Consider the following 24,427-nt stretch of genomic DNA (forward strand, 5'->3'; position numbering starts at 1 on the left):
CACCGCGCCTACCTGGGCTTCATGTGGGCCCACCCCGGCAAACAACTCCTGTTCATGGGCCAGGAGTTCGCCCAGGGCGCCGAGTGGTCCGAGGCCCACGGCCCCGACTGGTGGCTGCTCGACCCCGGCTACGGCGCCGAAGCCGACCACCGGGGCGTACGCGACCTCACCCGCGACCTGAACACCGTCTACCGCGACACCCCCGCCCTGTGGGAGAGAGACTGCGACCCGGCAGGCTTCCGTTGGGTCGTCGCCGATGACGCCGACGACAATGTGCTCGCGTTCCTGCGCTACTCGGCCGACGGCAGCCCTCTGCTGGCCCTCTGCAACTTTTCGCCGGTGATACGGGAAGGCGTCCGGTTCGGTGTCCCGCGGACGGCCTCCGGCGTATGGCGGGAGGTCATCAACACGGATGCGCAGCGGTACGGCGGCAGCGGGGTCGGCAACGTCCCCTCGCTGCCCCAGACGCCGGTTGCCCGGCACGGTCTGCCCGTGTCGCTGGAGGTGTGCCTGCCGCCGCTGTCCACGCTGTGGCTGGCTCCGACGGACGCGGACGCGGAGCAGGACGCTCGCGGTCGCCCGGTCCGATGAGCGGCTCCACGAGCCTGTCCTCCGTGTCCGCGGCCGGCGCTGCGGGTGCCGGCCGGGCCCGTCAGATGGGTATGAGATGAACACGTCCATCGCAGCTCGGGGTGCAGGTCCGCACAGCAGCTCGGTGCCGGGCGCTCCATGCTGGGTCAACCTGTCCACACCCGACCTGGGAGCGGCAGAGGAGTTCTACCACGCGGTGCTGGGATGGGACTGGCGTGTGGGCAGGCTCGGCGAGTACTACCGGTTCGCGAGCGTGCACGGCGTGCCGGTGGCAGGACTCTCCTCCACGGAAATGGTGTCTTCGCCCGGTGTGTGGACGCCGTTCTTCGCCGCGGCGAGTGCCGACGACGTCGTGGCCCGCACGCGCGAACGCGGCGGGACGACCGCGGTGGGCCCCCTGGCCTTTCCTCCGGGGAGGGCGGCCGTGCTCGCCGACCGGGACGGGGCGGTCTTCGGCGTTTGGGAGGGCGAGTTGGTGAGTGACTGGGAGGAATGGCGCCGCGCGGCCCCGACGTTCGTGGAGTTGCACACGCGCAATGCTTTCGACGCGACGATGTTCTACGCGGAGGTTCTGGGGTGGGCATCAGACGAACCCGGAAGCTGTGACGTCCGCTACGAGGAAGAACGAGTCGTTCTGCGGAACCACGGTGATGTGGTGGCCCGCGTCTACTCGGGCGCGGTCGACTCCGCACCGGATCCGGCGATCCGCCCCCGGTGGCAGGTCCACTTCTTCGAGGAGGACGTGGCGGCGTGCGTGGAGGCGGCACGAGCCCACGGCGGCCGGGCCCTCTCACGCGGAACGGACCCGCCCGAGGCGATCCTGACGGACCCGGCCGGCGCCGCGTTCGTGGTGAACGAGGCGGTACGTACCGCACGGTCGGGCCAGGGGGCGTGACCGCATTCGCCTCCCTGGCGAGGGCCCACTGCGCCGGGCCGAAAGGAGCTTCCCCTCGATGCTGCCCGCGACCCCCACCATGACGCCGCCCACGGCGACGTACCGGCTCCAGTTGCAACCGGACTTCGGGTTCGCCGCCGCGGCGGCCGCCGTGCCGTATCTGGCCTCCCTGGGGGTCTCCCATCTGCACCTGTCGCCGGTCCTGGAAGCGGTGCCGGGCTCGACGCACGGCTACGACGTGGTGGACCACGCGCGCGTGCGCGCCGAACTGGGGGGCGAGGAGGGGCTGCGCGAGCTGGCCCGGACGGCGCGCGCGCACGGTCTGGGCCTGGTCGTGGACGTGGTGCCCAACCACATGGCGGCGGCCGTCACCCACAACCGGCCGTTGTACGAGGTGCTGCGCGAGGGCTCCGCGTCCCCGTACGCGCGCTGGTTCGACATCGACTGGCAGGCGCAGGGCGGCCGGGTGCTGCTGCCGGTCCTGGGCCGCCCGCTGGGCGAGGAACTGCCGCACCTGAAGGTGGACGGCGACGTACTGCGGTACTACGAGCACGCCTTCCCGCTGCGTGAGGGCACGCAGACACTGCCGCTGCCCCGATTGCTCGACGCGCAGTGGTACCGCCTGGCGTGGTGGCGGCTGGCCCGCACCGAACTCAACTACCGGCGCTTCTTCACGGTCTCGGATCTCATCGCCGTACGGGTGGAGGACCCGGAGGTCTTCGCGGCGACGCACGGCAAGACGCTCGCGTTGCTGCGCGAGGGCGTGATCGACGGGCTGCGCATCGACCACCCCGACGGCCTCGCGGACCCCGGCGCCTACCTGCGGCGTCTCGGCGAGGCCGCCGAGGGCCGGTGGACGGTCGTGGAGAAGATCCTGGAGGACGGGGAGCGGCTGCCCGCCGCCTGGCCGGTGGCCGGCACCACCGGCTACGACGCGCTGCGGCACATCGACGGGCTGTTCACGGATCCGGCGGGCGCCGATCAACTCGTGGGCCGGTTCCGCCGGTTCACGGGGGTCACGGCGGACCTCGGCGGGAACTGGACCGCGACCGCGCGCCGGGCCGCGTACCGCGTCGTCACGCACGAACTGGCCACCGAGGTGGACCGGCTCACCCGGGAGGCCGCCGCGCTGTGCGACGAGGAGCCCGACCTGCGCGACCACGCCCCGTGGGCGCTGCGTACAGCCCTGTGCGAACTTCTGGTACGGGTCCCGGTGTACCGGCCCTACGTGACCGGCGGCGACCCTCCTGAGGCGGTCCTGACGGCTTCGGCGGCGCAGCAGGCGAAGGACGCGTTCACGGTGCCCGAGGAGGCCCGCGCCGTCGACACCGTACGGGACCTGGCACTCGGACACCGGGGCGGGAGTCCGCGACACCTGGCGTTCCGGGCCCGGTTCGCGCAGACCTCCTCCGCGCTGCGGGCCAAGTCGGTGGAGGACAGCGCGTTCTACCGGTACACGCCGCTGCTGTCGGCCCTGGAGGTGGGCGGCTCACCCGGCCGCCCGGCGGTGTCCGTGGCGAGGTTCCACGCGTACTGCGCGCGCGTGCAGCGCGACTGGCCGAGCACCTCGACGGCCCTGTCGACGCACGACACCAAGCGCAGCGCCGACGTACGGGCCGCGATCTCCGTCCTGACGCAGTGCCCCGAGCGCTGGGAGGCGCTGCTCACGGACGTCACCGAGCACATCGCGCGAGACGGCGCCGCAACCGCGCCCGACCCCCGACTGGCCTGGGCCGCCTGGCAGTCTGCGGCCGGCCTCGGTCCCGCCGAACCGGCACGCCTGCGGGAGACGATGCTCAAGCACGCGCGCGAGGCAGGCCTGTTCACCACCTGGACCGAGCCGAACGCCGACTACGAGCGCGCGGTGTCGGAGTTCGTGACGTCCGGCCCCTGCGGGCCGCCCGGCGACAAGGTGCTGCGCTTCATGGACGGCCTGCGGCCCCATGTGCACGCGAACACCCTCGGCGCGGCCCTTCTCCACCTCACCATGCCGGGCGTCCCGGACCTCTACCAGGACACGGAGCACGAGTACCGCGCCCTGGTCGACCCCGACAACCGCGCCCCCGCCCGGCTCGCCCCGGACCCCGACAGTGTGAAGGCCGCGCTCACCACGGTGGCGCTTCGGCTGCGCCGCGCACACCCGCAGTGGTTCGGCGGCGGGGCCACGTACGTACCGGTGTCGGCCCGGGGCCCCGGCGAGGCGCACTGTGTCGCCTACGCGCGCGCGGAGCGTGTCGTCGTCGCGGTGACCCGGCTCTCCCTGCGGCTCGCCGAGGCGGGCGGCTGGCGGTCGACGGAGCTCGCGCTGCCCGCGGGTGAGTGGACGGACGTGCTCGCCCCGCAGCCGCCGGACCGCCGGTTCGGCGGGCATGTACGCGTCGCCGAGCTTTTCGCACGCCTCCCCGTGGCACTCCTCGTCCGCACCGAGGAGGGCTGAGCACGATCGGCCACGGGAGGCTCGCACGTGACGGCGGTTGCTGGAGAGGTTCAGGGGCTGAACACTGGTCCTGAGAAGGAGCGTGATCCCGTGGCCCGAAACCGCCGTCTGATCCTGAGCCCGCCGTCCGCAGTGTGGCGCCTGCTGTCCGACGGGCATCGGTACGGGGAATGGGTCACGGGGAACCAGGCCGTCCTCGCCGAGGACCCGCACTGGCCCGCGGTGGGCTCGACCATCACGTTCCGCGTCGGGCTCGGCCCGCTGACCCTGGACGACAAGAGCGTCGTACGGATCTGCGAGCCGGAGCGCCGACTCGAACTGGAGGCGAAGGCGGAGCCGTTCGGGGCCGCCCGCGTCGCCATGAACCTCGTCCCCTGGGGCGAGCACACCCTCTTCGTCCTCGACTGGCACCCGCTGCGCGGCCCCGGCACCCGGATGCACGGGCTGCCGGTGGACTACCTGGTCAAGGTGCGCAACGGGATGATGCTGACGAAACTGGCGAGGATCGCGGTCCAGGAGCGCGAACGGCTCTAGTGCTCGCGAACGCCTCTAATGCTGCTGAGGCTTCTGAGGAGTCGTCTCACTGGGCCGTACCACGACGAACCCCTCACCCTCCAGCATCAACTGCACGGCCTCACCGGAACCACCCCGGATCATCGACCCGAGCGACTGCGAACGGTGCAGCGACGTACGGAGGTTGGCGGTCCACCCCACTATCGCGTCGGTGTCGACGTACACCGGCTGCTGCGGCGACACGGGCAGCACCAGCGGATTGCCCTCGCAGACCAGGCCGAGCTTGCCGTGCCCGGTGAACACGGAGTTGAACAGACCGCCACCGGTGATGCCGGCGCCCTTCACGGTCTTGATGTCGTACGAGAGCGTCGCGTCGAAGCACAAGACGTTGCGGCCGTTGACCGTGAACACGTCGCCGGGCTCGATGTCCACGACGAACACGTTCTGCGCCTCCTGCGCGAACCAGGCCTCGCCCTGCCCGCGCACCTTCATCAGCGCGAGCCCCTCCCCGGTGACGGCACGCTTCAGCATGCCGCCGACCCCCTGCCCCTTCCGTTCGAACTGCAGATTCCCCCGGTAGGCGATCATCGCCCCCTGCCGCGCCAGCATCTCGCCGTTGACCACGTACCGGATCGACTTGGCGTTCTGCACGGACATGCCCGGCGCCACGGCGGCCTGGACCATGAACTCACTTGCGAAAAGATCACCCTTCATCCCGGCATCGTCGCCCGGAGGGATTCGTTCCGACAAGGAGCGGAACCGTGCCGGCCGATGAGTTCGGCGGCGGGCCGCGGTCTCCTTTGTGACGGGCGGGCCCGGTCGGCGGTCCGGAAGCGGAGAGAACAGAGAGGGAGGCCGGGATGAGCAACCCGATTCGGCTCTACATGTCGATGTCGCTCGACGGTTTTGTCGCCGGTCCGGACGACAAGCCGGGACAGGAACTCGGGCGCGACGGAGGGCGGCTCTTCAACTGGCTCGACGACCGCAACTCCGACGGCCCGAGCGGCGAGGTCTACCGCGAGGCGCTGGCGACCGGCGCGTTGATCTCCGGGCGCCGGACCTTCGAACTCGCCGGGCGCTGGCAGGGCGACCACCACGACGGCGTGCCGATCTTCGTCCTCACCCACCGGGTGGACGAGGGGGACGTGCCGCCCGGCCACGCGCGATACGTCACCGATGTCGAGGACTGCGCCCGGCAGGCCCGCGCGGCCGCGGGGGACCGGCCGGTCATGGTGCACGGGGCGGGGGCGGCCCAAGCGCTGCTCCGTGCCGGACAGCTCGACGAGATGGAGATCCACCTGGTCCCCGTCCTGCTCGGGGAGGGGCGACGGCTCTTCGACCACCTGGGCGGCGACCACATCGAACTCGACCTCGTCCGACGCCTGGAGGCCCGGGACGTGACGCATCTTCGCTACCGGGTGCGCCGTCCGGAGGAGGCCGCGTGAAAACACTCTTCGTCTCCTACCGCGTCACGGACCTGGACCGCTCCCTCGCCTTCTACGGGGCCTTGGGCTACGCCGAACTGGGCAGGGTCGAGACCGGCGACGGCACCCGCCTCGCCCTCCTCAAGTTCCCCGAGGAACCGGCGGCTTCGCTCGAACTGGTCCACCGCCCCGGCGCCGGCCCCGTCGACGTGGGCAGCGGTTTCGACCACCTCGCCATCCAGGTGGACCAGCTGGCCCTCACCCTGAAGACCCTGACCGCTTCCGGCCTGAGCCCCGAACCGATCCAGCACCCGGGCGGCCCGCACGGCCCGGCGACATCATGGCTCACCGACCCGGACGGCTACCGGATCGAGTTGGTGCAATGGCCGCCCGGCCATGCCGAGGGCATCACCGCGGCGGACTTCGCCTGATACGCCTGATACGCCGGATGTGCGTGATGGGCCCGAAGTGTGCCTGCTGGCCGCGACCCTCGCCGCGTCACCGGCGCTGCGCGCCATGCCGTTCTGACGTCTCCCGCCTCACAGCCTTCAGGAGCGCTTCACAGCCTTCAGGACCACGAACTTCGGGTCGCTCGCGACCAGTTCACTGTTCCCGAACAGACGGCGCAGCTTCAGGTGATAGCCGAGATGGCGGTTCCCGACGACCCACAGCTCGCCGCCCGGGCGCAGCGCCTCGCGTGCCTGGGTGAACATGCGGAACGCCGTCGCGTCCGTCGTCGCCTGATGGGAGTGGAACGGCGGGTTGTTCAGCACCAGGTCCACGCTGCCCGGCGCGAGTCCCGCCAGGCCGTCCCCGATCCGGAAGTCGGCCTTGCCCGGCCGCTCGCCCGCGTTCGCCGCGTACGTGGCCTCCGCCGACGCCACCGCCTGGAACGACTCGTCCGTGAAGACGACCTCCGCGTCCGGCTCGGTGAGCGCCGCGCTCGTCCCGACCACACCGTTGCCGCAGCCCAGGTCGACGATGCGCGCGGCACCGGTGCGCGGCGGCAGGTGCCCCAGGAGGAACCGGGTGCCGATGTCGAGCCGCTCCGCGCAGAAGACCCCCGCGTGGTTGACGACCGTACGACCGGCCAACACGCCGATGTCGTCCGGGAGTTCGTAGCGGTGCGGCCACGGGTTCGGGCCGGGCGTCCGGCTCCGGTCCGGCGTCGCGAAGATCAGCCGCGCCTTGCGCTCCGCGAGCGAGGTCCGGGTCGGGCCGATGATCCGCTCGAAGAGGTTCAGCGTCGAGGTGTGGATCTCCTTGACCATGCCGGTGCCGACGACCACGGTGCCCTCGTGCACGGCCGGACGCAGCCGGTGCAGCTGGTCCTCCAGCAGGGCGAGGCTCTTCGGAACCCGTACGAGAAGGACGTCGACGCGCTCGGGCGGCGCCTCCCGCGTCGTGAGCAGCGTCGCGCCGCCGTGCCCGTTCCGCTCCAGATTCGCGTACGTCGCCTGCTGCCCGAGGTACGAGTCCGAGATCAGCGTCGGTGCACACCCGGCGCTGCCGGTGAGCGCCGTGCCCAGCGCGCCCCACCGGTCGCCGACGACCGCGACCGCGCCCGTCAGATCGGTGCCGGACTCCGCGAGGTGCTTGAGGAGATACGTGTCCGCGGCATCCCACGCGCGCAGCTGGTCGCGGGGGTCCACGGGGTAGCGGGTGAGGCCGACCTCCCCCCAGGGGGTGGTCAGACGGGGGGCCGGGGCGGGCTGATCGGTACGGTTCATCGTTCCGCAAGGCTAACGGAGCCCCAGCTCACAACGGTGCGGCCGGGCGTCACGCTCCGGCCGCACCGACCCCTGCGGGGGTTCTCAGCTCTCCTGGAAGTCACCGGCGAACGCCGCCGCCATCCGCAGATGAGGCGCCGCCTCGGCGCTCCTGCCCTGCCGCTCCAGCGTCCGGCCGAGCATCAGGCGGGCGTAGTGCTCCACCGGGTCACGCTCCACGATCGTGCGCAACTCGGCCTCGGCGCGCCGCAGTTGGGCCGAGTGGTAGTAGGAGCGCGCGAGCAGCAGTCGCGGACCCACCTGCTCAGGGACCTCCTCGACGAGATCGTCGAGGATCCGCGCGGCGGTCGCGTACTCCTTCGCGTCGAAGAACATCCGCGCCCGCTCCCAGCGCTCCGCGGCCGTCCCGTGCGTGTAGTACTTCTGCTCCATCGGTGGTGCCTCCTTCACGGCGCTCAACCGGGACGGCGCTCGGCATATTCCCAGGCCGCCGGGCACAGGACCTCAGTCGATGCTCGCCTTCGCGTGGGGCGCCACGGGCGGGAGGTCCGGGTACGGCCGCGGGTAGCGCGCGCCGATGCCGAAGCGGTCCGCGAGCACGTCGGCGAACGCGGACGCGATCCGGATCTCGCCGTTCGGGTTCGGATGGGTGCCGTCCCAGGTGTGCTCACCGGCGACGAACTCGGCCGCGGTCTCGGCGACCACCACCGGCTCCGCCGGGCTGTCGAGGTCGGCGGCCACCGCCCGCAGGCGCTCGTTGGACCCGGCGACGCGCGCACCGAACGCCGCGTCGTCCACCGCCTTCTGGCACTGCAGGACCGTGCCCAGGGCGATGGCCACCCCCGGCCTGCCGCGCCGGGCGTTGGCGATGAACTCGCGCAGGTTCGCCTCGAACTGCGGCGGCTCCACGCCGTACCAGAACAGGTCGTTGATCCCGAGCAGGACCAGCAGATACGCGGGGTCGTGCTCGCGCGTCTTCGCCTCGATTTCGTCCTTCTCGGTCACGTACGGGCGGCCCCACTGCGCGTCGTGGTCGCGGTCGAAGTCGGGGTCGGCGTACGTGTCGTCGTCGTCCCCCACCTCCTCCGTACGGATGTTGTCCAGGGTGTCCTTGGGGCCGACGAGGTCGAGGTCCACGGCCTGGTGGCGCAGGTGGCGCCACAGCCGGTAGCGCCAGGTCCAGTCGCCGCTGCTGCCGTGACTGATCGAGTCGCCCACGATCATGATGGGGATTACCTGGTCGTTCGCGGTCACGGCGTCCTCCTCGGGGTTCGATGTGCTGTGCCAGCCCGATCCGGGCACGTACCGGCGCAGCACGCGGGCCGGCACACCCCCGATCAGGCAGTGGTCGGGGAACTCGCCGCGCACCACGGCGCCGGCGGCCACCGCCACGTTCCGGCCGAGGCGGGCGCCGGGCAGGATGACGGCGCCCGCTCCGATCCAGCAGCCGTCGCCGACGGACACCGGCCGGTTGCGGGGCGGCTGCCCGCCGATCGGGGCGTGCGGATCCGCGTACCCGTGGTTCTGGTCGGTGATGTACACGTGCGGCGCGATGAAGACGTGGTCACCGATGGTCACCGACTCGTGGGCGACGATGTGCGTGCCGCGTCCGACGACGCAGCCCCGCCCGACGCGCAGCACCGGGTCGGGGCCGAGATCCAGGCCGGGGAACATCCCGGCCGTCATGGTCACCTGGCTCCCGACGAGCGTGCCGTCGCCGAGACAGATCCACTCCGTGCCGTACAGGCAGCCGACCGGGAAGCCGATCCGGACGCCCGCACCGAGGTGGGCGAACCGGTGCCCGTGCGGCGCGTCGGAGGTGATCGCCCCGATCCGCTCGGCCCACGCCCAGGTCCGGCGCACCACGGCGCCGCCGAGCGAGCGGCCGCCTCGGCGGACACCCTGGGTGAGACGGGAGGCACGTCCCGTGATCGGCGCCACGCGATCAGGCTACGGAGCCGCGCGCCGGTCCGCGCGGCGAGCCGCAGCGGCTAGAAGTACCTGCTGAACGGCGTCGCGTCCACGGCGAACGGGCCGCTGAACGGCGAGTCGAGCTGCGTGATCAGCACGATCAGGAACGCGATCAGACCGACCAGGCCCATCACCATCACCCCGTGCGTGAAGCTGCGCCGCACCTCGAAGACGAACATGAACGCGACCGAGAGCACACCGCCGATGATCAGTCCGAGCCACAGCGGCCCGGGCATCGTCCGGTCCGGCACCTCCTCCCGGTCGCTGCGCGCGTCGCCGAGCGTGCCCAGTTGGGAGAGGACCTCCTGCGTGGCCATCTCCTGCGTGGTGGTCGCGTTGTCAGGAAGCTGGGCGTCGGCCTTGCGGACCACGGAGAGCAGCTCCCAGCCGCGGTCGCCGATCGGGTCCCCCGCCGCCATCTCCGGCCACTCCACGTCCTGGACGTACGAGGCGTACGCGTCGATGCCCGGCCCCACGCCCACGGTCTGGCGCGGGGCCAGGTCGTCGGCCAGCACGCTGATCTGGTGCGCGGCGTTCGCCTCCGTCTGCACCGCGTCCTGCGCCGCGCTGCGCACCTCCCAGACGGAGACCAGGGACACGCCGAGAATCAGCGCGTAGAACACGCCGACCATCATCGAGATGTACTCGGCGACGTCCTCGCGCTCCTCCGAGTCGGAGGACGGCCAGAACCGGACTTTGAGGCCCACACAGGCGACGGCGAGGAGCGCCGCCCCGAGGACGATGGCAAGGGTTTCGAGCATGGAGACACCTAGCGACGAGGGGGATCGGTGACGAGGGGAACCGGCAGCGCCTTCGGCCGCGAGGGCTAGCGGCGCCGCGAACCGAGGGCGGCGGCGCCGGCCGTGGCCGGGACGATGATGAGCAGCACCACGGCGGCGGTGGACGGACCGCTCGGCCCGCCACCGAGTCCGCTCGCGGGGGCGGCGACCAGCCGGTGGTGGCGACGGGGCGGCGACGGGTCGACCGGCCGCTTCCGTGGACGTGCGGCCGGGGATACGGGCACGGCTTCGTCCGCGGCGGCGGGAGGCGCGGGAGGCGCTGCGGGGACGGCGGGGGCCAGGGCGGGCGCGTCGCCCGGCGCAGGGGCGGCCGGCTGATTCGCCGCCGGCGGGTCCGCAGGGGTGGCGGGGACGACGGGACGCTGGGGGAGCGGCGGCCGGGGAACCGGGGGGACCTGGGGTCGCGGGCGCGCCGGCCCGACAGGAGCCACGGGGGCCTTCGGCACCGTCGCAGCCGGCGGCACCACCGGCTCGGGCTTGCGCGGCACCACCGGCTCGTGCGGCACCACCGCAGCCGGAGGCACCGGCGGATGCTGTGCGGTCGGCGGCGTCTGCTCGGCCTCGGCGCAGTTCAGCCGGCCGGTCGTGGTCGCCGACAGCCGCGGGTACGTCAGCCGCGCGGACAGCGAGACGTGCAGCAGTGCGCCCACGCCCACCTCACCCCTGAGGCGCAGGGCGACATGCGCCTCAGGTCCGGGCGGTACGTCCGTGATCGCGCCGCCGACCGCGGCGGCCGGGCCCGCCGCCGTGGAGACGAGCGAGGCCGCGAGCACGCCGAGCCGGAGAGCGGCGCGCAGCCGCGCGCCCGGGCGGCGAGTGTTCGTGGACGGGGAGCTCGCTTCTGGCAGCACCCCGGCATGCTCACAGGCCCCGCCGGTCGACCCGGGCCGACACGGAAGGCAGGGGCGCGCGAGGAGTGGATCTTCCTCCGATTGGGCGACGGGCGCGCCGGGAGCCCGTGGGCGACCAGCATCCGTCGGCCCCATGGGGACCTGATCCGGCCTCGGTGACGCGCGTCGGGACCGATCCGTCGTCCCGCGCCGTATGTTGCTGTGCGTCCCGCCCCATCCCCGACTCGCGCACCTCTCCGACCTCCGGCACCTCCGGTCCTGCGTCCACCTCAGCGCCTTGGGAGCCCCATGGACACCACCCCGGTCACCGGCCCGTCCTTCTCGCGTCGTCGATTCCTGCGGACCACCACCGTCACGGCCGGCGCCATCGCCGCGGGCGCCGTGCTCGACCTGCCCGCGGCGGCCGCGAGCCGCCCCGCCGGCCTTTCCTTCACCACGGCCACGAACGGCGCGGCGACCCTTGCCCCGTCCGGCGACCGGATCGTCGCCGAGATCCAGAACGTGCTGTGGTCCGTCCCGCGCGAGGGCGGCACCGCGACCCGGCTCACCGCGCCCGAACTGGAGCCCACCAGGCCCCAGTTCGCGCCCTCCGGCGACCGGCTCGTCGTCAGCGCCTACCAGGGCGGAGGCTTTCACCTCTGGCTCCTCGACGCGGACGGCGGGAGGCCCCGGCAGCTGACGGACGGGCCGTGGGACGACCGCGGCCCCGCCTGGTCGCCGGACGGCACGCGCATCGCGTTCGCCTCCGAGCGCGGCGGTGACCCCGTCGCGGGCAGCCCGTACCGGATCTGGGTCGTGGACGTACGCGACGGCTCGCTGACCCGACTCACCGGCAGGGAAGGGCAGTCGGGGCCCGGACAGGACGGCGCCTGGGAGGACTTCGACCCGGCCTGGTCGCCGGACGGCTCGCGGGTGCTGTTCGTGCGCGGCGTCGTCACCGCGGCCGGAACCCTCCAGGCGTCGACCGTCGCGGCCGTCGCCGCCGACGGTTCGGGGCCTGTGACCGTCGAGCGCACCGACGGCTCCGGCGCCCAGGTCATGACCCCGGCCGTCTCCCCGGACGGACGGCTCGCGTATCTGCGGACGACCCCCGCGCCCACCGCGAGCTGCACGCTCGTCGTGGACGGCGCCCCGGTGGCCGTCGCCGGGGACGTCGCGCCCGTCCCGCCGCGCTGGACCGGCGCCGACGCGCTGCTCCTCACCGTCGACGGCACGTTCCGCATCGTGCGCCCCGCCGCTCCCGCCGACCCCGAACTCATCCCCTTCAGAGCCGAGTTGACCGTCGACCGGCCGCGCTACCGCGTGAAGTCCTACGACTTCGACAGCGGCGGCGTACGGCCCGTGCGCGCCCCGCACCTGCCCGCCCTGTCGCCCGACGGCGAGCGGATCGCGTTCGCCGCGCTCAACTCCCTCTGGATCGCCGCCACATCGGGCGGGCGTTCCCCGCGGCGGGTCGTGCAGGCCCCGCCCACCCGCTACGTCCTCGCCCCGGCTTGGACACCCGACGGCAAGGCCCTCGTCTACGCGGACGACCGCGCGGGCCTGTTCTCCGTACGCCGCCACGACCTGGCCTCCGGCAAGGAGACCGTCCTCGCCGAGGGCGGCCGGGTCTTCCCCGCGCTGTCGCCCGACGGCGCCCGGCTCGCCTGCCTCGACATGACGGGCAACCTCGTGGTCCGCGACCTCGCCACGGGCACGGAGGAAGTCCTCGCGAAGCCGCTCGGCAGCGGCGGTCTGCCCGGCAGGCCCACCTGGTCGGCCGACGGACGCCGCATCGCCCTGTGCGACCGCGGCCGCCTCAACCAGCGGTTCCGCGAGGGCCACAACCTGATCCGCGTCGTCGACACCGCCACCGGCGACGCGACGCTGCACCCCGTCGCCCCGCACGTCTCGCTCGCCGACCGCTACGACTCGGGACCCGTCTGGTCACCGGACGGCCGCACCATGGCCGTGATCGTCGAGTCCGCGCTGTGGCTGCTGCCCGTCCGCCCCGACGGCACCCCCGAGGGCGCACCCCACCAGGTCACCGACGAGGCCGCCGATCACCCCAGTTGGTCCGCGGACAGCCGCCGCGTCCTCTATCTCGCCGCTGGACGTTTCCGCCTCCTGGACGTGACCGACGGCACCGCCCGCACCGTCCGCGTCCCCCTCGACCACCGTCGCCCGCGCCCCGCCGACACCGTCGTGCACGCCGGCCGCCTCTGGGACGGCACCGGGAGCACGGTCCGCGAGGACGTCGACATCACCGTCGAACGCGGCCGGATCACCGATGTCTCCGCGCACCGCTCCGGCCGCAGACCCGCCGCCCGGCACGTCGACGCCTCCGACCGTACGGTGCTCCCCGGACTCTGGGACGCCCACACGCACCCCTGGCAGTCCACCTACGGCGGTCGGCAGACCGCCCTGCAACTCGCGTACGGGATCACCACCGCCGTCTCCCTCGGCGGCTTCGCCTACGAACAGGCCCGCATCCGGGAGGCCGTCAACGCCGGCGCGCTCGCCGGGCCCCGCCTCCTCGCCACCGGCGAACTCCTGGACGGCGCCCGCGTCGCGTACAGCATGGGCCGCGCCCACCGCACCCGCGCGGGCCTGCGCCGCTCCCTCGACCGGGCGGCCGCCCTCGACTGGGACTTCGTCAAGACCTATGTCCGCGCGCCCGGTTGGGTGATGCGGGAAGCCGCCCGCTTCGCCCACGAACGGCTCGGCGTCCGCAGCGGCAGCCACCTGTGCACCCCGGGCATCCAGGTCGGCCAGGACCTGACGACCCATCTCCAGGCCACCCAGCGCCTTGAGTTCGGGCACGCGACGACGGCCACCGGGCGCGCCGGACGGGACGTCGACGAGATCTACCACCGCACCGGCGACTTCCATCTCGTGGCGACACCGTTCACGGCGCAGCCCCTCACCGGCGCGGACCCCTCGATCGCCGACGACCCCCGCGTCACCACCCTGATGCCGCCCTGGGACACCGCGCTCGTCGTGAAGGCCGCCGCCACCGCGCCGACCGGCGCCCAACTCGCCACCCTGGACCGGGAGATCGCCGTCTACCGGCGCATCCTGGAGGCCGGCGGCCTGATCGCCCTCGGCACGGACCAGCCCCTCGTCCCGGTCGGCCTGCATCTGCACCTGGCCCTGCGCGCCCTGCACCGCGGCGGCCTCACCCCGGCCCAGGCCCTGCACACCGCGACCCTGCTGCCCGCCCGCGTCTTCGGCGCCGACACCGACCTCGGCACCGTGCAGGAGGGAAAACTCGCCGACCTGACACTCGTCGACGGCGACCCGTTCACGGACTTCGACGACCTGATCCGCACGACGGCGGTCCTGCGCGGCGGCACCCCCTTCCACCAGGCCGACCTGGTCGCCGCCTTCACCCCGCAGACCCCCAGCACGCGCGAGGCCCGGCCCGAGGAGGACTGGCTGGAAGTGGGACGCCTGATGCGCCGCGAAGGCTGCTGCGACCCCGGTTACTGAGATCGCCCGGACTCCCGTGCGGGCAGGACGGCAAGAAGGGGGCTGGGTGCGAACCGTGCGGTCTCGGGGCAGGTTCAGCCTGCTGCGGCGCGAGGCGACGCGGCTCCGTGCCCAGGCCCGTACGGCAGCCTTGTCCTCCACCACGGACAGGAGTGCGCGCGTGGTCTGCTGGGCCTCTTCCCTTTAGGGAGCGATGGGCTCCTCGTCGAGGATGGCGGTGGGGCGCTGACGTGCCTCGGAGGTGTCACCGGCGAGTGCCGTCGCGACCCCGGCGTTCCACGTGTCCCAGGACCAGCCGCGCCCTGTCCCCTGGAGAGCCGAGCAGGCCGACAGGGCCTCGAGGTCGGGGAACCGGTCCCGGAGCCGGCGCACGTGGCACGCCGCCCGCAGCGCGAGACCGTCCGCCACCGGCCGGAACCGTTCGTCACTGCGGCAGGCCGCGTCTCCGCTCAGCCGCTCGCCGACGCCGAACGCGAAGTGAGCGAAGTCCTGCCCCGGCCTCATCCCCCCGACGTGGAGGCCACTGCCACGGCTCCACCGGGGCGAGGGGAACTCGACAAGCCCCACGGGAAAGCCAAGGCCGTGTTCTCCGCCGACCCGTGGTCTCGCTCCGCCGGGCGGGGCAGGCCGGGCGCGGTCCGCGCGCCGCAACCGCGGCTTTCGCCCCACGGGACGCCCGGGGCAGAGTAGGCCCATGAACACCACGCCCACCGCCCCGCCCGGCCACCGGCTGCTCCCCGGCAGTCCGGAGTCGCCGGTTCTGCTCCACGTGCCGCACGGCGCCCGCGTCATCCCCTCGGACGTGCGCCGCGGCATCGTGCTCGACGACGCCGCGCTGGAGCGGGAGTTGGACCTCATCACCGACGCGCACACCCGGGAGATCGCCGAACAGGCCGCGCAGGCGGCGGGTCTCACGCCGTGGCGGTTCGTCAACGAGCTGTCGCGGCTCGTCGTCGACCCGGAGCGGTTCCCCGACGAGCGGGAGGAGATGCGCGCGGTCGGCATGGGCGCCGTCTACACGCGGACCACGCAGCGCGCCCCGCTGCGCGCCGAACCGGCCGCCGACGAGGCGCACTTGCTCGCCACGTACTTCGATCCGTACGCCGAGGCGATGACGCGCGCCGTCGATGACCGGCTCGCGGCGACCGGCCGCGCCGTCATCATCGACGTGCACTCCTATCCCAGCCGCGCGCTGCCGTACGAACTCCACGGCGACGACCCGCGCCCGCCCGTCTGCCTCGGCACCGACCCCTTCCACACGCCGGACGCTCTCCTCGCCGCCGCCCGCGAGGCGTTCGCGCCGCTCGGGGAGAGCGCCCTGAACACCCCGTTCGCCGGGACGTACGTCCCGCTGCGGCACTACGGCAGGGACGCCCGGGTCAGCGCCCTCATGCTGGAGGTGCGCCGCGACGTCTACCTCGACGAGCCGGTCACGCCCCACGACGGTCTCGCGAAGACCGCGGCCGCGCTCGCCGGTCTGATCGAGGCGGTGTCCCATGGCTGACAGCGCCACGGTCAAGCCCTTCCTGTACGTCGTCGTGTGTGCGGCCGGGATCGCGGACGGTGTCGGCAAGTTGATCGCCGAGGCGCAGGACCAGGGCTGGGAGGTCGGTGTGATCGCGACGCCGACCGCCGTCCAGGGCCGCTTCTTCGACGTCGACGCGGTCGAGACGCAGACGGGACGCATGGTGCGCTCGGCTTGGCGTATGCCTGCCGATCCGCGCCCGTTCCCGCCCGCCGACGCGATGGTCGTCGCGCCCGCCACGTTCAACACGATCAACAAGTGGGCCGGTGGCATCGCGGACACCCTCGCCGTGGCGACGCTCTGCGAGGCGTACGGGGCCGGCGTCCCCGTCGTCGTACTGCCGCGTGTGAACGAGGAGTTGGGGCGGCATCCCGCCTACCAGGAGAGCCTGCTGCGGCTGCGCGGAATGGGGGTGCGCTTCGCCGAGGGGGAGTTCCGGTGGGAGGCGGCGACGGACCTGCTCGCCGACGGGTGAGCGGCGGCTGATAGGTTCCGCTGCCGTACATCACGGGGGAACGGGGATCGGGAAACGGGGGACGGGGAGACGTGGCTGAACGACGTCTTGTGCCGCGTCGGCGCGTGATCGCGCTCGCCGCACTGGCCATGGTGCTCATCGCGGGAGCGGCCACAGCCCTCGCGGTCGGCGGCGACGAAGGCGGCCATCTCGCCGCGAACCGCGCCCAGTTGAAGCGTGCGTGCGCCGGCATGCTTCCGTACGAGGAGCTGCGCCCCTTCGTCCCGGACGCGGTCGCCGGACGCGTCGACGAGTACGGCACCGAGCTCGAACCCGGAGAGCAGAGCCGCTCGGCGGCCCACTGCACCGTGGCGTGGCCCGGGCACGGAGAGGTTCGCGTGACCGCCGTGCCGGTCCTGTCGGAACTGCCCGATTCCGTCGAGGTGGAGGACCTCGCGCCCGGTGAGTACGGACCCGAGCGCGAGGCGCCCGGCCTCACCGGCACAACAGCGAAGCAGGGCGGCGTCTGGCTCCTGGCCGAATGCCCGGCGGGCCTGCGCGGCCAGGTGCGGCCGACCGGGCTCCTGCACGTGGACGCCGCTGTCGACCTGCCGCGCGCCGGGACACTCGCCGACTTCCGTACCGCCGTGCACGTCGCCAACAAGATCACCGCACGGCAGAAGTGCGGCGGGTCCCCGTTGAAGAAGCCGGACGAGGTCGTCGACCCGTACGAGGCCCATGTCACCAAGGACTACAAGGTCACCTCGGTCGACGAGCCGGGCCGCGACCAGCCCAAGTGCCGCGGCCTCGGCGCGCGGACCGGCTTCCCCGGCAAATGGACCGCCGGTGGCGACCTCCAGGGCTCCCGGCTGCTGAGCGTGTGCACCGCCTCCGCGGACACCGAGGACCCGGCCGACTGGGACGTCACCGACATCACCGCCGCCAGCTGGGCGGGCGAGGTCGGCGACAGCGCCTACGACCAGTACCGCAGCTCGGGCGACACCCCCGACTTCCAGGACGGCCGGCGCGACACCACCGTCCCGCAGGAGGACGGGGGAGCGGCCCTCGACCTGTGGGCCCGCGCGCAGTGCGCGGCGGGGCCGACGTACCACCGTGTCACGGCGCGCTTCGCTGTCGACGGCCACGGCTTCGACATCGACGTGAGCAAGGCCCGGCGCGCCGAACTCTCCACCGCCGTACGGAAAGTCCTCGACGCCTACCTCGACGACCCCGCCGCCTGGCCCCGGCAGCAGCGCTGCCACGACACGAAACTGATCGGGGAGGTGGAGGAATGGCAGTGAGCCGCACGGTGCGCGTCGCGATCGGCGCGCCTCTGGCCGCGGTCGTGCTCGTCGCCGGATTCCTGCTGTTCCACGGCGACTTCCAGCGGTGGCGCGACAACGCCGCCCTCGACGCGGCGTGCGGCGGACTCCTCGACCGCGACGCGGTGCGCGCCGTCCTGGGCGGCGGGCAGGTCGACGTCGACACACGGGACGGGGGCCTGGCCCACTGCCGGGTGAGTATCGCGGGCAGCGCCGAGATCACCGTCGACGACACCACGCGCGCGGGCGGACCGGAGTTCGGCGGTTACTTCGGGCACGCCAACGGAGCCACCCTGCCGGTGCCCGTCGGCCACGGCTGGTCGGGCCTGTTCTGGACCGGCGCCCGCGAGTCCCGGCCCGCCCGCGTCCCCACCGGCGACGCCGAGGCGGGAGTCGCCCTCCTGCTGCGCTGCGCGGGCTCAGGGCCCACCAAGAGCTTGTCCGTCACCGTCACCAGCGAGCTCCCCGGAACGCTCGACGACCCGGCGAACCGCCCCGCGTACGCCCGCATCGCCACCACCACGGCCGCCAAGGCCGCGAAGGCGCGCGACTGTGACACCCGACTCGGCGGCCCCGTACGCTCGTTGGACCTGCCCGTGCTCCGCGACGACGAGTACGAACCGCTGCGCACGGCGTCCGGAACCTGCGCAGGCGTCCCCGGCACCCGCACGCTGACCCGTGCCACGGAGACCGCCCGAAGCGGCGCCCCGTACGAGGTGTGCGCCCTCAGCGGCGCGGGCGCCGAACGCAGCGTCCTGACCGCGTCCTTCGGGACGTACGCGCAGCAGCGGTTCGCCGAGTACGCGAGGTCGTACGAGGACGAGGGCGACGTCCCCGACCCGGACCGGCCCGCGCGACTGCGGGGCTCGGTGCGCGGATCGACCTGGACCACTGCCAAGTGCCCTGACGGACAAGCCCTGTTCGAGCTCTCCTCCTCGTACGATCGCAGCACGAAGAAGCCGTCGACGGACCCCGCGGAGCTGAGCGCGGAACGCGCCGCGCTCACCGCCTTCGCCGCACGCTCCGCGAAGGCCCACGGCTGCGAGCCCCCGCACGCGATCCCGAACACGAAGCGGTGAACGCCATGACGGACAGCGGTACGTACCTGCGGTATGTCGCACTCGGCGACAGCCAGACCGAAGGTGTCGGCGACGGCGACGGCGACGACGCCACTGGCCTGCGCGGCTTCGCCGACCGGCTCGCCGAGCGCCTCGCGGCGGTGAACCCGGAGGTGCGCTACGCCAATCTCGCCGTGCGCGGCCGCCTCGCCGCGGACGTGCACGCCGAGCAGCTCGCCCCCGCACTCGCGCTCAAGCCCGACCTGGTCACCGTCGTCGCGGGCGTCAACGACCTGATGCGGCCGTCCTTCGACGCCGCCGCCGTCGCGGGCCACCTGGAGGCGATGTACGCCCAACTCGCCCAGGCGGGAGCGACCGTCGTGGGGGTGACGTTCCCCGACGTCGGCCGGCTCGTTCCCCTCGCGCGGCCGCTCGCGCGGCGTGTCGTCGACCTCAACTCCCGGATCCGCGCCGCCGCCCACCGCCACGGCGTCGTCCTCGCCGACACCGCGGACGTCGCCGTCGTCACCGACCCGCGGCTGTGGTGCGCCGACCGGCTGCACGCCAGCCCGCTCGGCCACGACCGGATCGCCGCCGCCCTCGCCGACGCGCTCAACCTGCCGGGCAGCGACGACAGTTGGACCCGGCCGCTGCCGCCGCCCGACACGCCCGTGCCCGCGGGGCTGCGGATGGTCGCGGCCGAGGCGCGCTGGGTCGGCACCTTCCTCGGGCCGTGGCTCGGGCGCCGGCTGCGCGGCCGCTCGTCGGGCGACGGCCGCGCCGCCAAACGGCCCGAGCTGACGCCCGTCAGGCCCGCGGAAGCGTGACGAGCGCCTCCGGCGTCAGATCCGCGAGCGTCGGATAGCCGTCCACGCCCATGATCAGATCCGCCTCGGCGAGCAGCGAGCGCAGGACGTGGACGAGACCGTCCTCGCCGCCGACCGCGAGCCCGTACGCGTACGGGCGGCCGACGCCCACCGCCGTCGCGCCGAGGGCGAGCGCCTTGACGACATCCGCGCCCGAGCGGACCCCCGAGTCGAAGAGGACCGGAAGGCCGTCCGCCGCCTCGACGACCCCCGGTAGCGCGTCCAGCGCGGGCAGCCCACCGTTGGCCTGGCGGCCGCCGTGGTTCGAGCAGTAGATGCCGTCCACGCCGCCGTCCCGCGCCCGGCGCACGTCCTCCGGGTGGCACAGGCCCTTCAGGATCAGCGGCAGATCGGTGAGCGAGCGCAGCCAGGGGAGGTCGTCCCAGGTGAGCGGGTTGCCGAAGACACCGGCCCAGGTGCGCACCACGTCGTCGGGGGCGGTGGAGCCGGCCAGGTCGCGAAAGCGCGGGTCCGATGTGTAGTTGGCGAGGCAATGGCCGCGCAGCTGGGGGAAGTTGGCGGTTGACAGGTCCCGTGGGCGCCAGCCCGTGACCCAGGTGTCGAGCGTGACGACGATGCCCTTGAAGCCCGCCGCCTCCGCCCGCTTCACCAGGCTCTCGGCGAGGTCGCGGTCGGTCGGCGTGTACAGCTGGAAGAAGCCGGGGGTGTCCCCGAACCGCGCCGCCACGTCCTCCATGGGGTCGACCGACAGCGTCGACGCCACCATCGGCACACCGGTGCGCGCCGCGGCCCGCGCGGTGGCCAGGTCCCCGTGCCCGTCCAGCGCGCACAGGCCGATCACGCCGACCGGCGCCATGAACAGGGGAGAGGCGAGGCGCAGCCCGAACAGGTCGACGCACAGGTCCCGTTGGGCCGCGCCGACCATCATGCGGGGCATCAGTCCGTACCGCTCGAACGCCCGCACATTGGCCCGCTGCGTGTGCTCGTCGCCCGCGCCGCCCGCGACGTACGACCACACGGACGCGGGCAGCGCCACCCGCGCCCGCTCCTCCAGCTCGGCGAACCCCATCGGCTGCGTGGGGACGACCCCGCGCAGCCCGTCGAGGTAGATCTCAAACTGGTAGTCGCCGAACTGCGGGCTCATCGCGCTCCTTCGCACCGGACCTTGAAGTTGACGCCGGATCCGGATTCCGGGCGGCGCGCACCCCAATCTGCCAGCTCAGCGCCGCCCCGCAAAGGCCGACCGCCGCACGAATTCCAGGGACGCCTCGAAGATCTCCCGCACCCGGGCCTCGCCCGCCCCGTGCCATCCGTGATCAGCGCCCGGCGCCGTCCGCAGCTCCACCGGCACGCCCGCGGCCCGCAGCGCCGCCGCCAGATCCCGCCCGTGCGAGCACGGCACCATGGAGTCGGCCTCCCCGTGCACGACGAGGAACGGCGGCGCGTCCGCATGCGCCTGCCGCAACGGGCTTGCCGCGAAGGCCAGTTCGGGCACCTCGGCGGGTGCGGCGCCCAGCAGCAGCGCCTCCGGCGTCGCCGGGTCGGCCGGATCGAAGGGCGGCCGCGCCGTCGTGAGATCGGCGGGCCCGTACCAGACGACGGCCCCCGCGACTCGCGGCCCGCCCCGCGCCAGTGCGAGCAGTGACGCCAGATGCCCGCCCGCGGACTCGCCCCACACGACCACGCGCCCCGGATCGATCCCGACCTCGGCCGAGCGCAGTGTCAGCCAGTCCAGCGCCGCCCGCAGATCGTCCAGGGGCGCGGGAAACGTCGCCTCGCCGCTCAGCCGGTAGTCGGCGCAGGCCACCGCGATCCCGGCCGCCGCGAGCCGCTCGAAGGGCCCCGGCTGCCACGCCCGCGTATGCATCCCCATGTCGTCGCGCCGCCCGCGCCGCCACGCCCCGCCGTGCACGAACAGCACCAGCGGGCAGGGGAGCCCCGGCGCCCGTGCCGGTAGCCACAGGTCGAGCTCCAACGGCCGGGCGCCCGCCGGCTCCGCGTACGGGACACCACGCAACACCCGTATGCCGCCCGGCCGTTCGGCCGCGAACGGCAGCGGCGCGATGTCCGGGTGCGGCGCCGCGATCAGGTCCCGCAGCCCGCCCGGCGTCATGCCGTCCGCCACTGGTGACCGGGCAGGAAGCGCACGTCGTACGCGTCCGGCACTGTGCCGAACTTCCGCGGCTCCGGCACGAACGGCTCGGCCGGCAGGCCGAGACCCTCCACCGGTGTGCCCAGCGTCTCGAAGAACCGCTCGAAGGTCCCGCCGGGGCCCGCGGCGACGCCGACGATCTGGCTGTGGTGGCGCTCGATGCGGTAGGCGTGCGGGCAGTTCTTCGGCACGAACCCGAAGTCGCCGGGTGTGAGCACCCGTTCCAGCTGCTCGCCCTCGGTGTCCTCCACGAAGAGCCGCACGGCGCCCTGCGTCACGTAGAACACCTCGTACGTGTCCGCGTGCAGATGCGCCGGGATGATGTCGCCCCGCGGCCCCTCCACGGTGAAGAAGTTGAAGCAGTTCTCGGTCTGCTCGCCGCCCGCGTAGACGGTGATCAGATCCCCGAACAGATGCGCCCGGTCGCCCTCGCCCTTCTCGATGACGTACGGCTTCGTGGGATCGGCGGGGATACGGGAGGCGCTGCGCCACCGGGTCGCGTACTCCATGGTCATGACTGCTCACCCTCGCTTTGTCAGGCTGCCTGACTATGTACGTCAGGTACCCTGACACGCGGAACGAGGGATGGGCAAGTGCCGGACGAGCGGCGGCCGTACAGCGAGGAACGCATGACCGAGACGCGACGTGATCTGCCGCAGCTCCTGGGTGAGGCCCGGCGCTGGTTCGAGGAGGGCCTGCTCGCGGCCATGGAGGACGGTGGGGAACCGGCGGTGACACCGGCGCAGATGCAGCTGTTCGCCGCGCTCGACGAGGACGGCACCACCGTCTCGGAGCTGGCCCGCCGTATGGGCGTCACCCGGCAGACCGTGCACCAGGCCGTGCACGCGCTGGTCGCCGCCGGGCTGCTGGAGCAGGGGCCGGACCCCGCGTCGGCGCGGCAGCGGCTGATCCGCCGCACCGCCGCGGGACGCCGGGCCCACGACCGGGCGCGCCGCGCCCTCGACCGGCTGGAGGCGCACCTCGCCGAGCGCATCGGCCCGGAGGCGGTCACCGCGCTCCGGGCCGCGCTCGAAGCGCCGTGGGGTGAACCGGTGGTCAGTCGTCGATCGCCGAGGTGACCGTGCCGAGGTCGACGAACTTGAAGTTCGTGGACGGGCGGTCGGCGTCACCGGGGGCGTCGTGCCCGTCCTGGACGACCAGGAGGCCGTGCGGGTAGCGCCGGCCGAGCGGCTGGTTCAGCGCGGCGGCGCCGTCGCACTCCTCGGACCCGTCGAGCGTGGCCGAGGCCGGGGTGACGCGGAAGCCGCCCTCGTACTCGTTGTCGTCGGAGACCTCGCGGTCGTACGCGGCGAAGGTGTTGTCGCCCTGGCTGGAGGCGAGCAGCAGCCCGTCGCCGTCCTTCTCGGTGACCAGGGTCAGCCCCTCGACGTCGGCGGTGAGGTGGGAGCCGCCGTAGCCCGGGTCGGCACCCGCCGTGCACTCCTCCGTGGCCTCGTCGTAGGTGCCGGGGACCCCGAACTCCTTGACCTTGTCGATCAGTTGGGGCGTCCCGGTGAGGTCGGCGCGCAGCCGCCAGATGCCGATGTCCTCCTGGCCCGCGTACAGGGTGCCGGTCCCCGGGTCGACCACCATGCCCTCGACCTGGGGGAGTTCACCGGGTTCGTTGCAGGGGGTCCACGAGGTGCCGTTCGGGAGACGGAAGGTGTCGGGCAGGTCGAGGGTGCGGACCTTCGCGTAGCCGACCGTGCCGTCCTGGCGGGCCGTCAGCTCCAGCACGGCCAGGCGCGTGCGCTCGCGCTGGCTCACGATCGCGAACGAGCGGCCCGACGCCGGATCCGTCCAGGTGGCGAGCCCGTACGCCGTGCGCTGCTCGTTCACCTCGTCCTGCGAGGCGGAGAAGATCGTCGGCGCCTTCGGGTCGGTCACGTCGGTCAGCGGACCGCCGGGGCGGTCGCGGTCGATGCGGTAGACGCGCAGCCGGTCGCTGCCGCGGTCGCTGGTGACCGCGAGGTCGGCGAGGCGCGCGCTGCGCACCAGGTCGACGTTGTTGAACCGGCCCGGTGCGTCGTCCGCACCCGGCGCGGCCGGCGCCGGCAGGGACTGCACCTCGCGGGCGTCCAGGTCGTACACGCGCAGGCCGCCCTTCTTGGCGGTGGCGATGACCAGGCTGCGGTCCGGGTCGGCGGCGTCGCGCCAGATCGCCGGGTCGTCGGCATCGGCGTCGCCGCCCGCTTCGTCGTCGTGCAGCGCGGGCGTCTCGGCGCGCGGAGTCACGGAGGGCAGCGACGAGGCGGCCTGGGCGGGCGCCGCGGCGGTCACGGCGAGCGCGGCGACGGCCGTCGCGAGGGCGAGCAGGGAGGTCCGGTGCGGGGCCACGTACGGACTCCTTCGTGTCGGGAACATGGCGAAGGCATCCTGTGATCTTGGTGTGAGTGCGAGGGGTGC

General features: G+C 73.4%; 24 protein-coding genes. 13 read left to right on the plus strand and 11 right to left on the minus strand.

All coding sequences use genetic code 11. The features are described from left to right. The 4 genes from AB0L37_RS30845 to AB0L37_RS30860 form a co-directional block, all read left to right on the plus strand. On the plus strand, window positions 1-591 hold a 591-nt coding region (locus tag AB0L37_RS30845; RefSeq protein WP_365512686.1), incomplete at its 5' end, for an alpha amylase C-terminal domain-containing protein. Window positions 592-667: 76 nt separating this feature from the next. Further along, window positions 668-1,486 carry a VOC family protein gene (locus AB0L37_RS30850; protein ID WP_365512690.1) on the plus strand — a complete coding sequence of 273 codons (819 nt, stop codon included), beginning with the start codon at window positions 668-670 and terminating at the stop codon, window positions 1,484-1,486. Window positions 1,487-1,544: 58 nt separating this feature from the next. Then, window positions 1,545-3,923 carry a malto-oligosyltrehalose synthase gene (gene treY / locus AB0L37_RS30855; protein ID WP_365512693.1) on the plus strand — a complete coding sequence of 793 codons (2,379 nt, stop codon included), beginning with the start codon at window positions 1,545-1,547 and terminating at the stop codon, window positions 3,921-3,923. A gap of 90 nt (window positions 3,924-4,013) precedes the next feature. Beyond that, window positions 4,014-4,457, plus strand: a complete 444-nt coding sequence (locus AB0L37_RS30860) for an SRPBCC family protein (protein WP_365512696.1) — start codon at window positions 4,014-4,016, stop codon at window positions 4,455-4,457. A gap of 15 nt (window positions 4,458-4,472) precedes the next feature. Here AB0L37_RS30860 and AB0L37_RS30865 read toward each other — a convergent pair whose 3' ends face one another. Next, complete coding sequence (locus AB0L37_RS30865; protein WP_365512699.1) at window positions 4,473-5,150, minus strand: AIM24 family protein; 678 nt, start codon at window positions 5,148-5,150, stop codon at window positions 4,473-4,475. Window positions 5,151-5,296: 146 nt separating this feature from the next. Between AB0L37_RS30865 and AB0L37_RS30870 the strand changes: the two genes are divergently transcribed. Beyond that, window positions 5,297-5,881: a dihydrofolate reductase family protein gene (locus tag AB0L37_RS30870; protein WP_365512702.1), complete on the plus strand. Its 585-nt coding sequence runs from the start codon at window positions 5,297-5,299 to the stop codon at window positions 5,879-5,881. Further along, window positions 5,878-6,291, plus strand: a complete 414-nt coding sequence (locus AB0L37_RS30875) for a VOC family protein (RefSeq protein ID WP_365512705.1) — start codon at window positions 5,878-5,880, stop codon at window positions 6,289-6,291. The genes AB0L37_RS30870 and AB0L37_RS30875 overlap by 4 nt, the downstream gene beginning before the upstream one ends. Window positions 6,292-6,408: 117 nt before the next feature. Here the strand turns inward: AB0L37_RS30875 and AB0L37_RS30880 are convergent, their stop codons facing one another. From AB0L37_RS30880 to AB0L37_RS30900, 5 genes are all read right to left on the minus strand, one after another. After that, window positions 6,409-7,554 (minus strand): methyltransferase, encoded by a 1,146-nt coding sequence (locus AB0L37_RS30880; RefSeq protein ID WP_365513021.1) that lies wholly within the window; start codon window positions 7,552-7,554, stop codon window positions 6,409-6,411. Between the two features lie 120 nt (window positions 7,555-7,674). Next, a complete protein-coding gene (locus tag AB0L37_RS30885) occupies window positions 7,675-8,022 on the minus strand; it encodes a tetratricopeptide repeat protein (protein ID WP_365512708.1) in 348 nt (115 codons plus the stop codon). Window positions 8,023-8,094: 72 nt separating this feature from the next. Next, the gene (locus AB0L37_RS30890; protein WP_365512711.1) at window positions 8,095-9,531 is read right to left on the minus strand and encodes a GDSL-type esterase/lipase family protein; all 1,437 of its coding nucleotides are present in this window, start codon (window positions 9,529-9,531) and stop codon (window positions 8,095-8,097) included. 50 nt (window positions 9,532-9,581) lie between these two features. Further along, window positions 9,582-10,322, minus strand: a complete 741-nt coding sequence (locus tag AB0L37_RS30895) for a hypothetical protein (protein WP_365512714.1) — start codon at window positions 10,320-10,322, stop codon at window positions 9,582-9,584. 65 nt (window positions 10,323-10,387) lie between these two features. Next, the gene (locus tag AB0L37_RS30900; RefSeq protein ID WP_365512717.1) at window positions 10,388-11,212 is read right to left on the minus strand and encodes a hypothetical protein; all 825 of its coding nucleotides are present in this window, start codon (window positions 11,210-11,212) and stop codon (window positions 10,388-10,390) included. A 288-nt stretch (window positions 11,213-11,500) separates the two neighbouring features. Here AB0L37_RS30900 and AB0L37_RS30905 point away from each other — a divergent pair, with 288 nt between their 5' ends. Then, window positions 11,501-14,683 (plus strand): amidohydrolase family protein, encoded by a 3,183-nt coding sequence (locus AB0L37_RS30905; protein WP_365512720.1) that lies wholly within the window; start codon window positions 11,501-11,503, stop codon window positions 14,681-14,683. A gap of 183 nt (window positions 14,684-14,866) precedes the next feature. On the opposite strand, the gene AB0L37_RS30910 is transcribed toward AB0L37_RS30905, so the two are convergent. Further along, complete coding sequence (locus AB0L37_RS30910; protein ID WP_365512722.1) at window positions 14,867-15,187, minus strand: hypothetical protein; 321 nt, start codon at window positions 15,185-15,187, stop codon at window positions 14,867-14,869. A 190-nt stretch (window positions 15,188-15,377) separates the two neighbouring features. Here AB0L37_RS30910 and AB0L37_RS30915 point away from each other — a divergent pair, with 190 nt between their 5' ends. From AB0L37_RS30915 to AB0L37_RS30935, 5 genes are all read left to right on the plus strand, one after another. Then, the gene (locus AB0L37_RS30915) at window positions 15,378-16,187 is read left to right on the plus strand and encodes an N-formylglutamate amidohydrolase (RefSeq protein WP_365512725.1); all 810 of its coding nucleotides are present in this window, start codon (window positions 15,378-15,380) and stop codon (window positions 16,185-16,187) included. Continuing rightward, window positions 16,180-16,683: a flavoprotein gene (locus AB0L37_RS30920; RefSeq protein WP_365512728.1), complete on the plus strand. Its 504-nt coding sequence runs from the start codon at window positions 16,180-16,182 to the stop codon at window positions 16,681-16,683. The genes AB0L37_RS30915 and AB0L37_RS30920 overlap by 8 nt, the downstream gene beginning before the upstream one ends. A gap of 71 nt (window positions 16,684-16,754) precedes the next feature. Continuing rightward, window positions 16,755-17,963, plus strand: a complete 1,209-nt coding sequence (locus AB0L37_RS30925) for a hypothetical protein (RefSeq protein ID WP_365512731.1) — start codon at window positions 16,755-16,757, stop codon at window positions 17,961-17,963. Continuing rightward, window positions 17,954-19,063 (plus strand): hypothetical protein, encoded by a 1,110-nt coding sequence (locus AB0L37_RS30930; protein ID WP_365512733.1) that lies wholly within the window; start codon window positions 17,954-17,956, stop codon window positions 19,061-19,063. The genes AB0L37_RS30925 and AB0L37_RS30930 overlap by 10 nt, the downstream gene beginning before the upstream one ends. A 5-nt stretch (window positions 19,064-19,068) precedes the next feature. Next, on the plus strand, window positions 19,069-19,869 hold the full coding sequence (locus AB0L37_RS30935; RefSeq protein ID WP_365512736.1) for an SGNH/GDSL hydrolase family protein: 801 nt from the start codon (window positions 19,069-19,071) through the stop codon (window positions 19,867-19,869). On the opposite strand, the gene AB0L37_RS30940 is transcribed toward AB0L37_RS30935, so the two are convergent. From AB0L37_RS30940 to AB0L37_RS30950, 3 genes are all read right to left on the minus strand, one after another. Continuing rightward, a complete protein-coding gene (locus tag AB0L37_RS30940) occupies window positions 19,850-21,013 on the minus strand; it encodes an alpha-hydroxy-acid oxidizing protein (protein WP_365512739.1) in 1,164 nt (387 codons plus the stop codon). The genes AB0L37_RS30935 and AB0L37_RS30940 overlap by 20 nt on opposite strands. Before the next feature lie 75 nt (window positions 21,014-21,088). Further along, window positions 21,089-21,982, minus strand: a complete 894-nt coding sequence (locus AB0L37_RS30945) for an alpha/beta hydrolase (protein ID WP_365512742.1) — start codon at window positions 21,980-21,982, stop codon at window positions 21,089-21,091. Further along, window positions 21,979-22,536, minus strand: a complete 558-nt coding sequence (locus AB0L37_RS30950; RefSeq protein WP_365512745.1) for a quercetin 2,3-dioxygenase — start codon at window positions 22,534-22,536, stop codon at window positions 21,979-21,981. Before AB0L37_RS30950 ends, AB0L37_RS30945 begins: the two co-directional genes overlap by 4 nt. Before the next feature lie 114 nt (window positions 22,537-22,650). Here AB0L37_RS30950 and AB0L37_RS30955 point away from each other — a divergent pair, with 114 nt between their 5' ends. Then, window positions 22,651-23,100 (plus strand): helix-turn-helix domain-containing protein, encoded by a 450-nt coding sequence (locus AB0L37_RS30955; RefSeq protein ID WP_365512748.1) that lies wholly within the window; start codon window positions 22,651-22,653, stop codon window positions 23,098-23,100. On the opposite strand, the gene AB0L37_RS30960 is transcribed toward AB0L37_RS30955, so the two are convergent. Continuing rightward, window positions 23,078-24,358, minus strand: coding sequence for a phytase (locus AB0L37_RS30960; protein ID WP_365512751.1), 1,281 nt, complete (start codon window positions 24,356-24,358; stop codon window positions 23,078-23,080). The genes AB0L37_RS30955 and AB0L37_RS30960 overlap by 23 nt on opposite strands. Window positions 24,359-24,427: the final 69 nt, after the last annotated feature.

This window comes from Streptomyces sp. NPDC052225, from assembly GCF_040679615.1.
Taxonomy (GTDB): Bacteria; Actinomycetota; Actinomycetes; order Streptomycetales; family Streptomycetaceae; genus Streptomyces.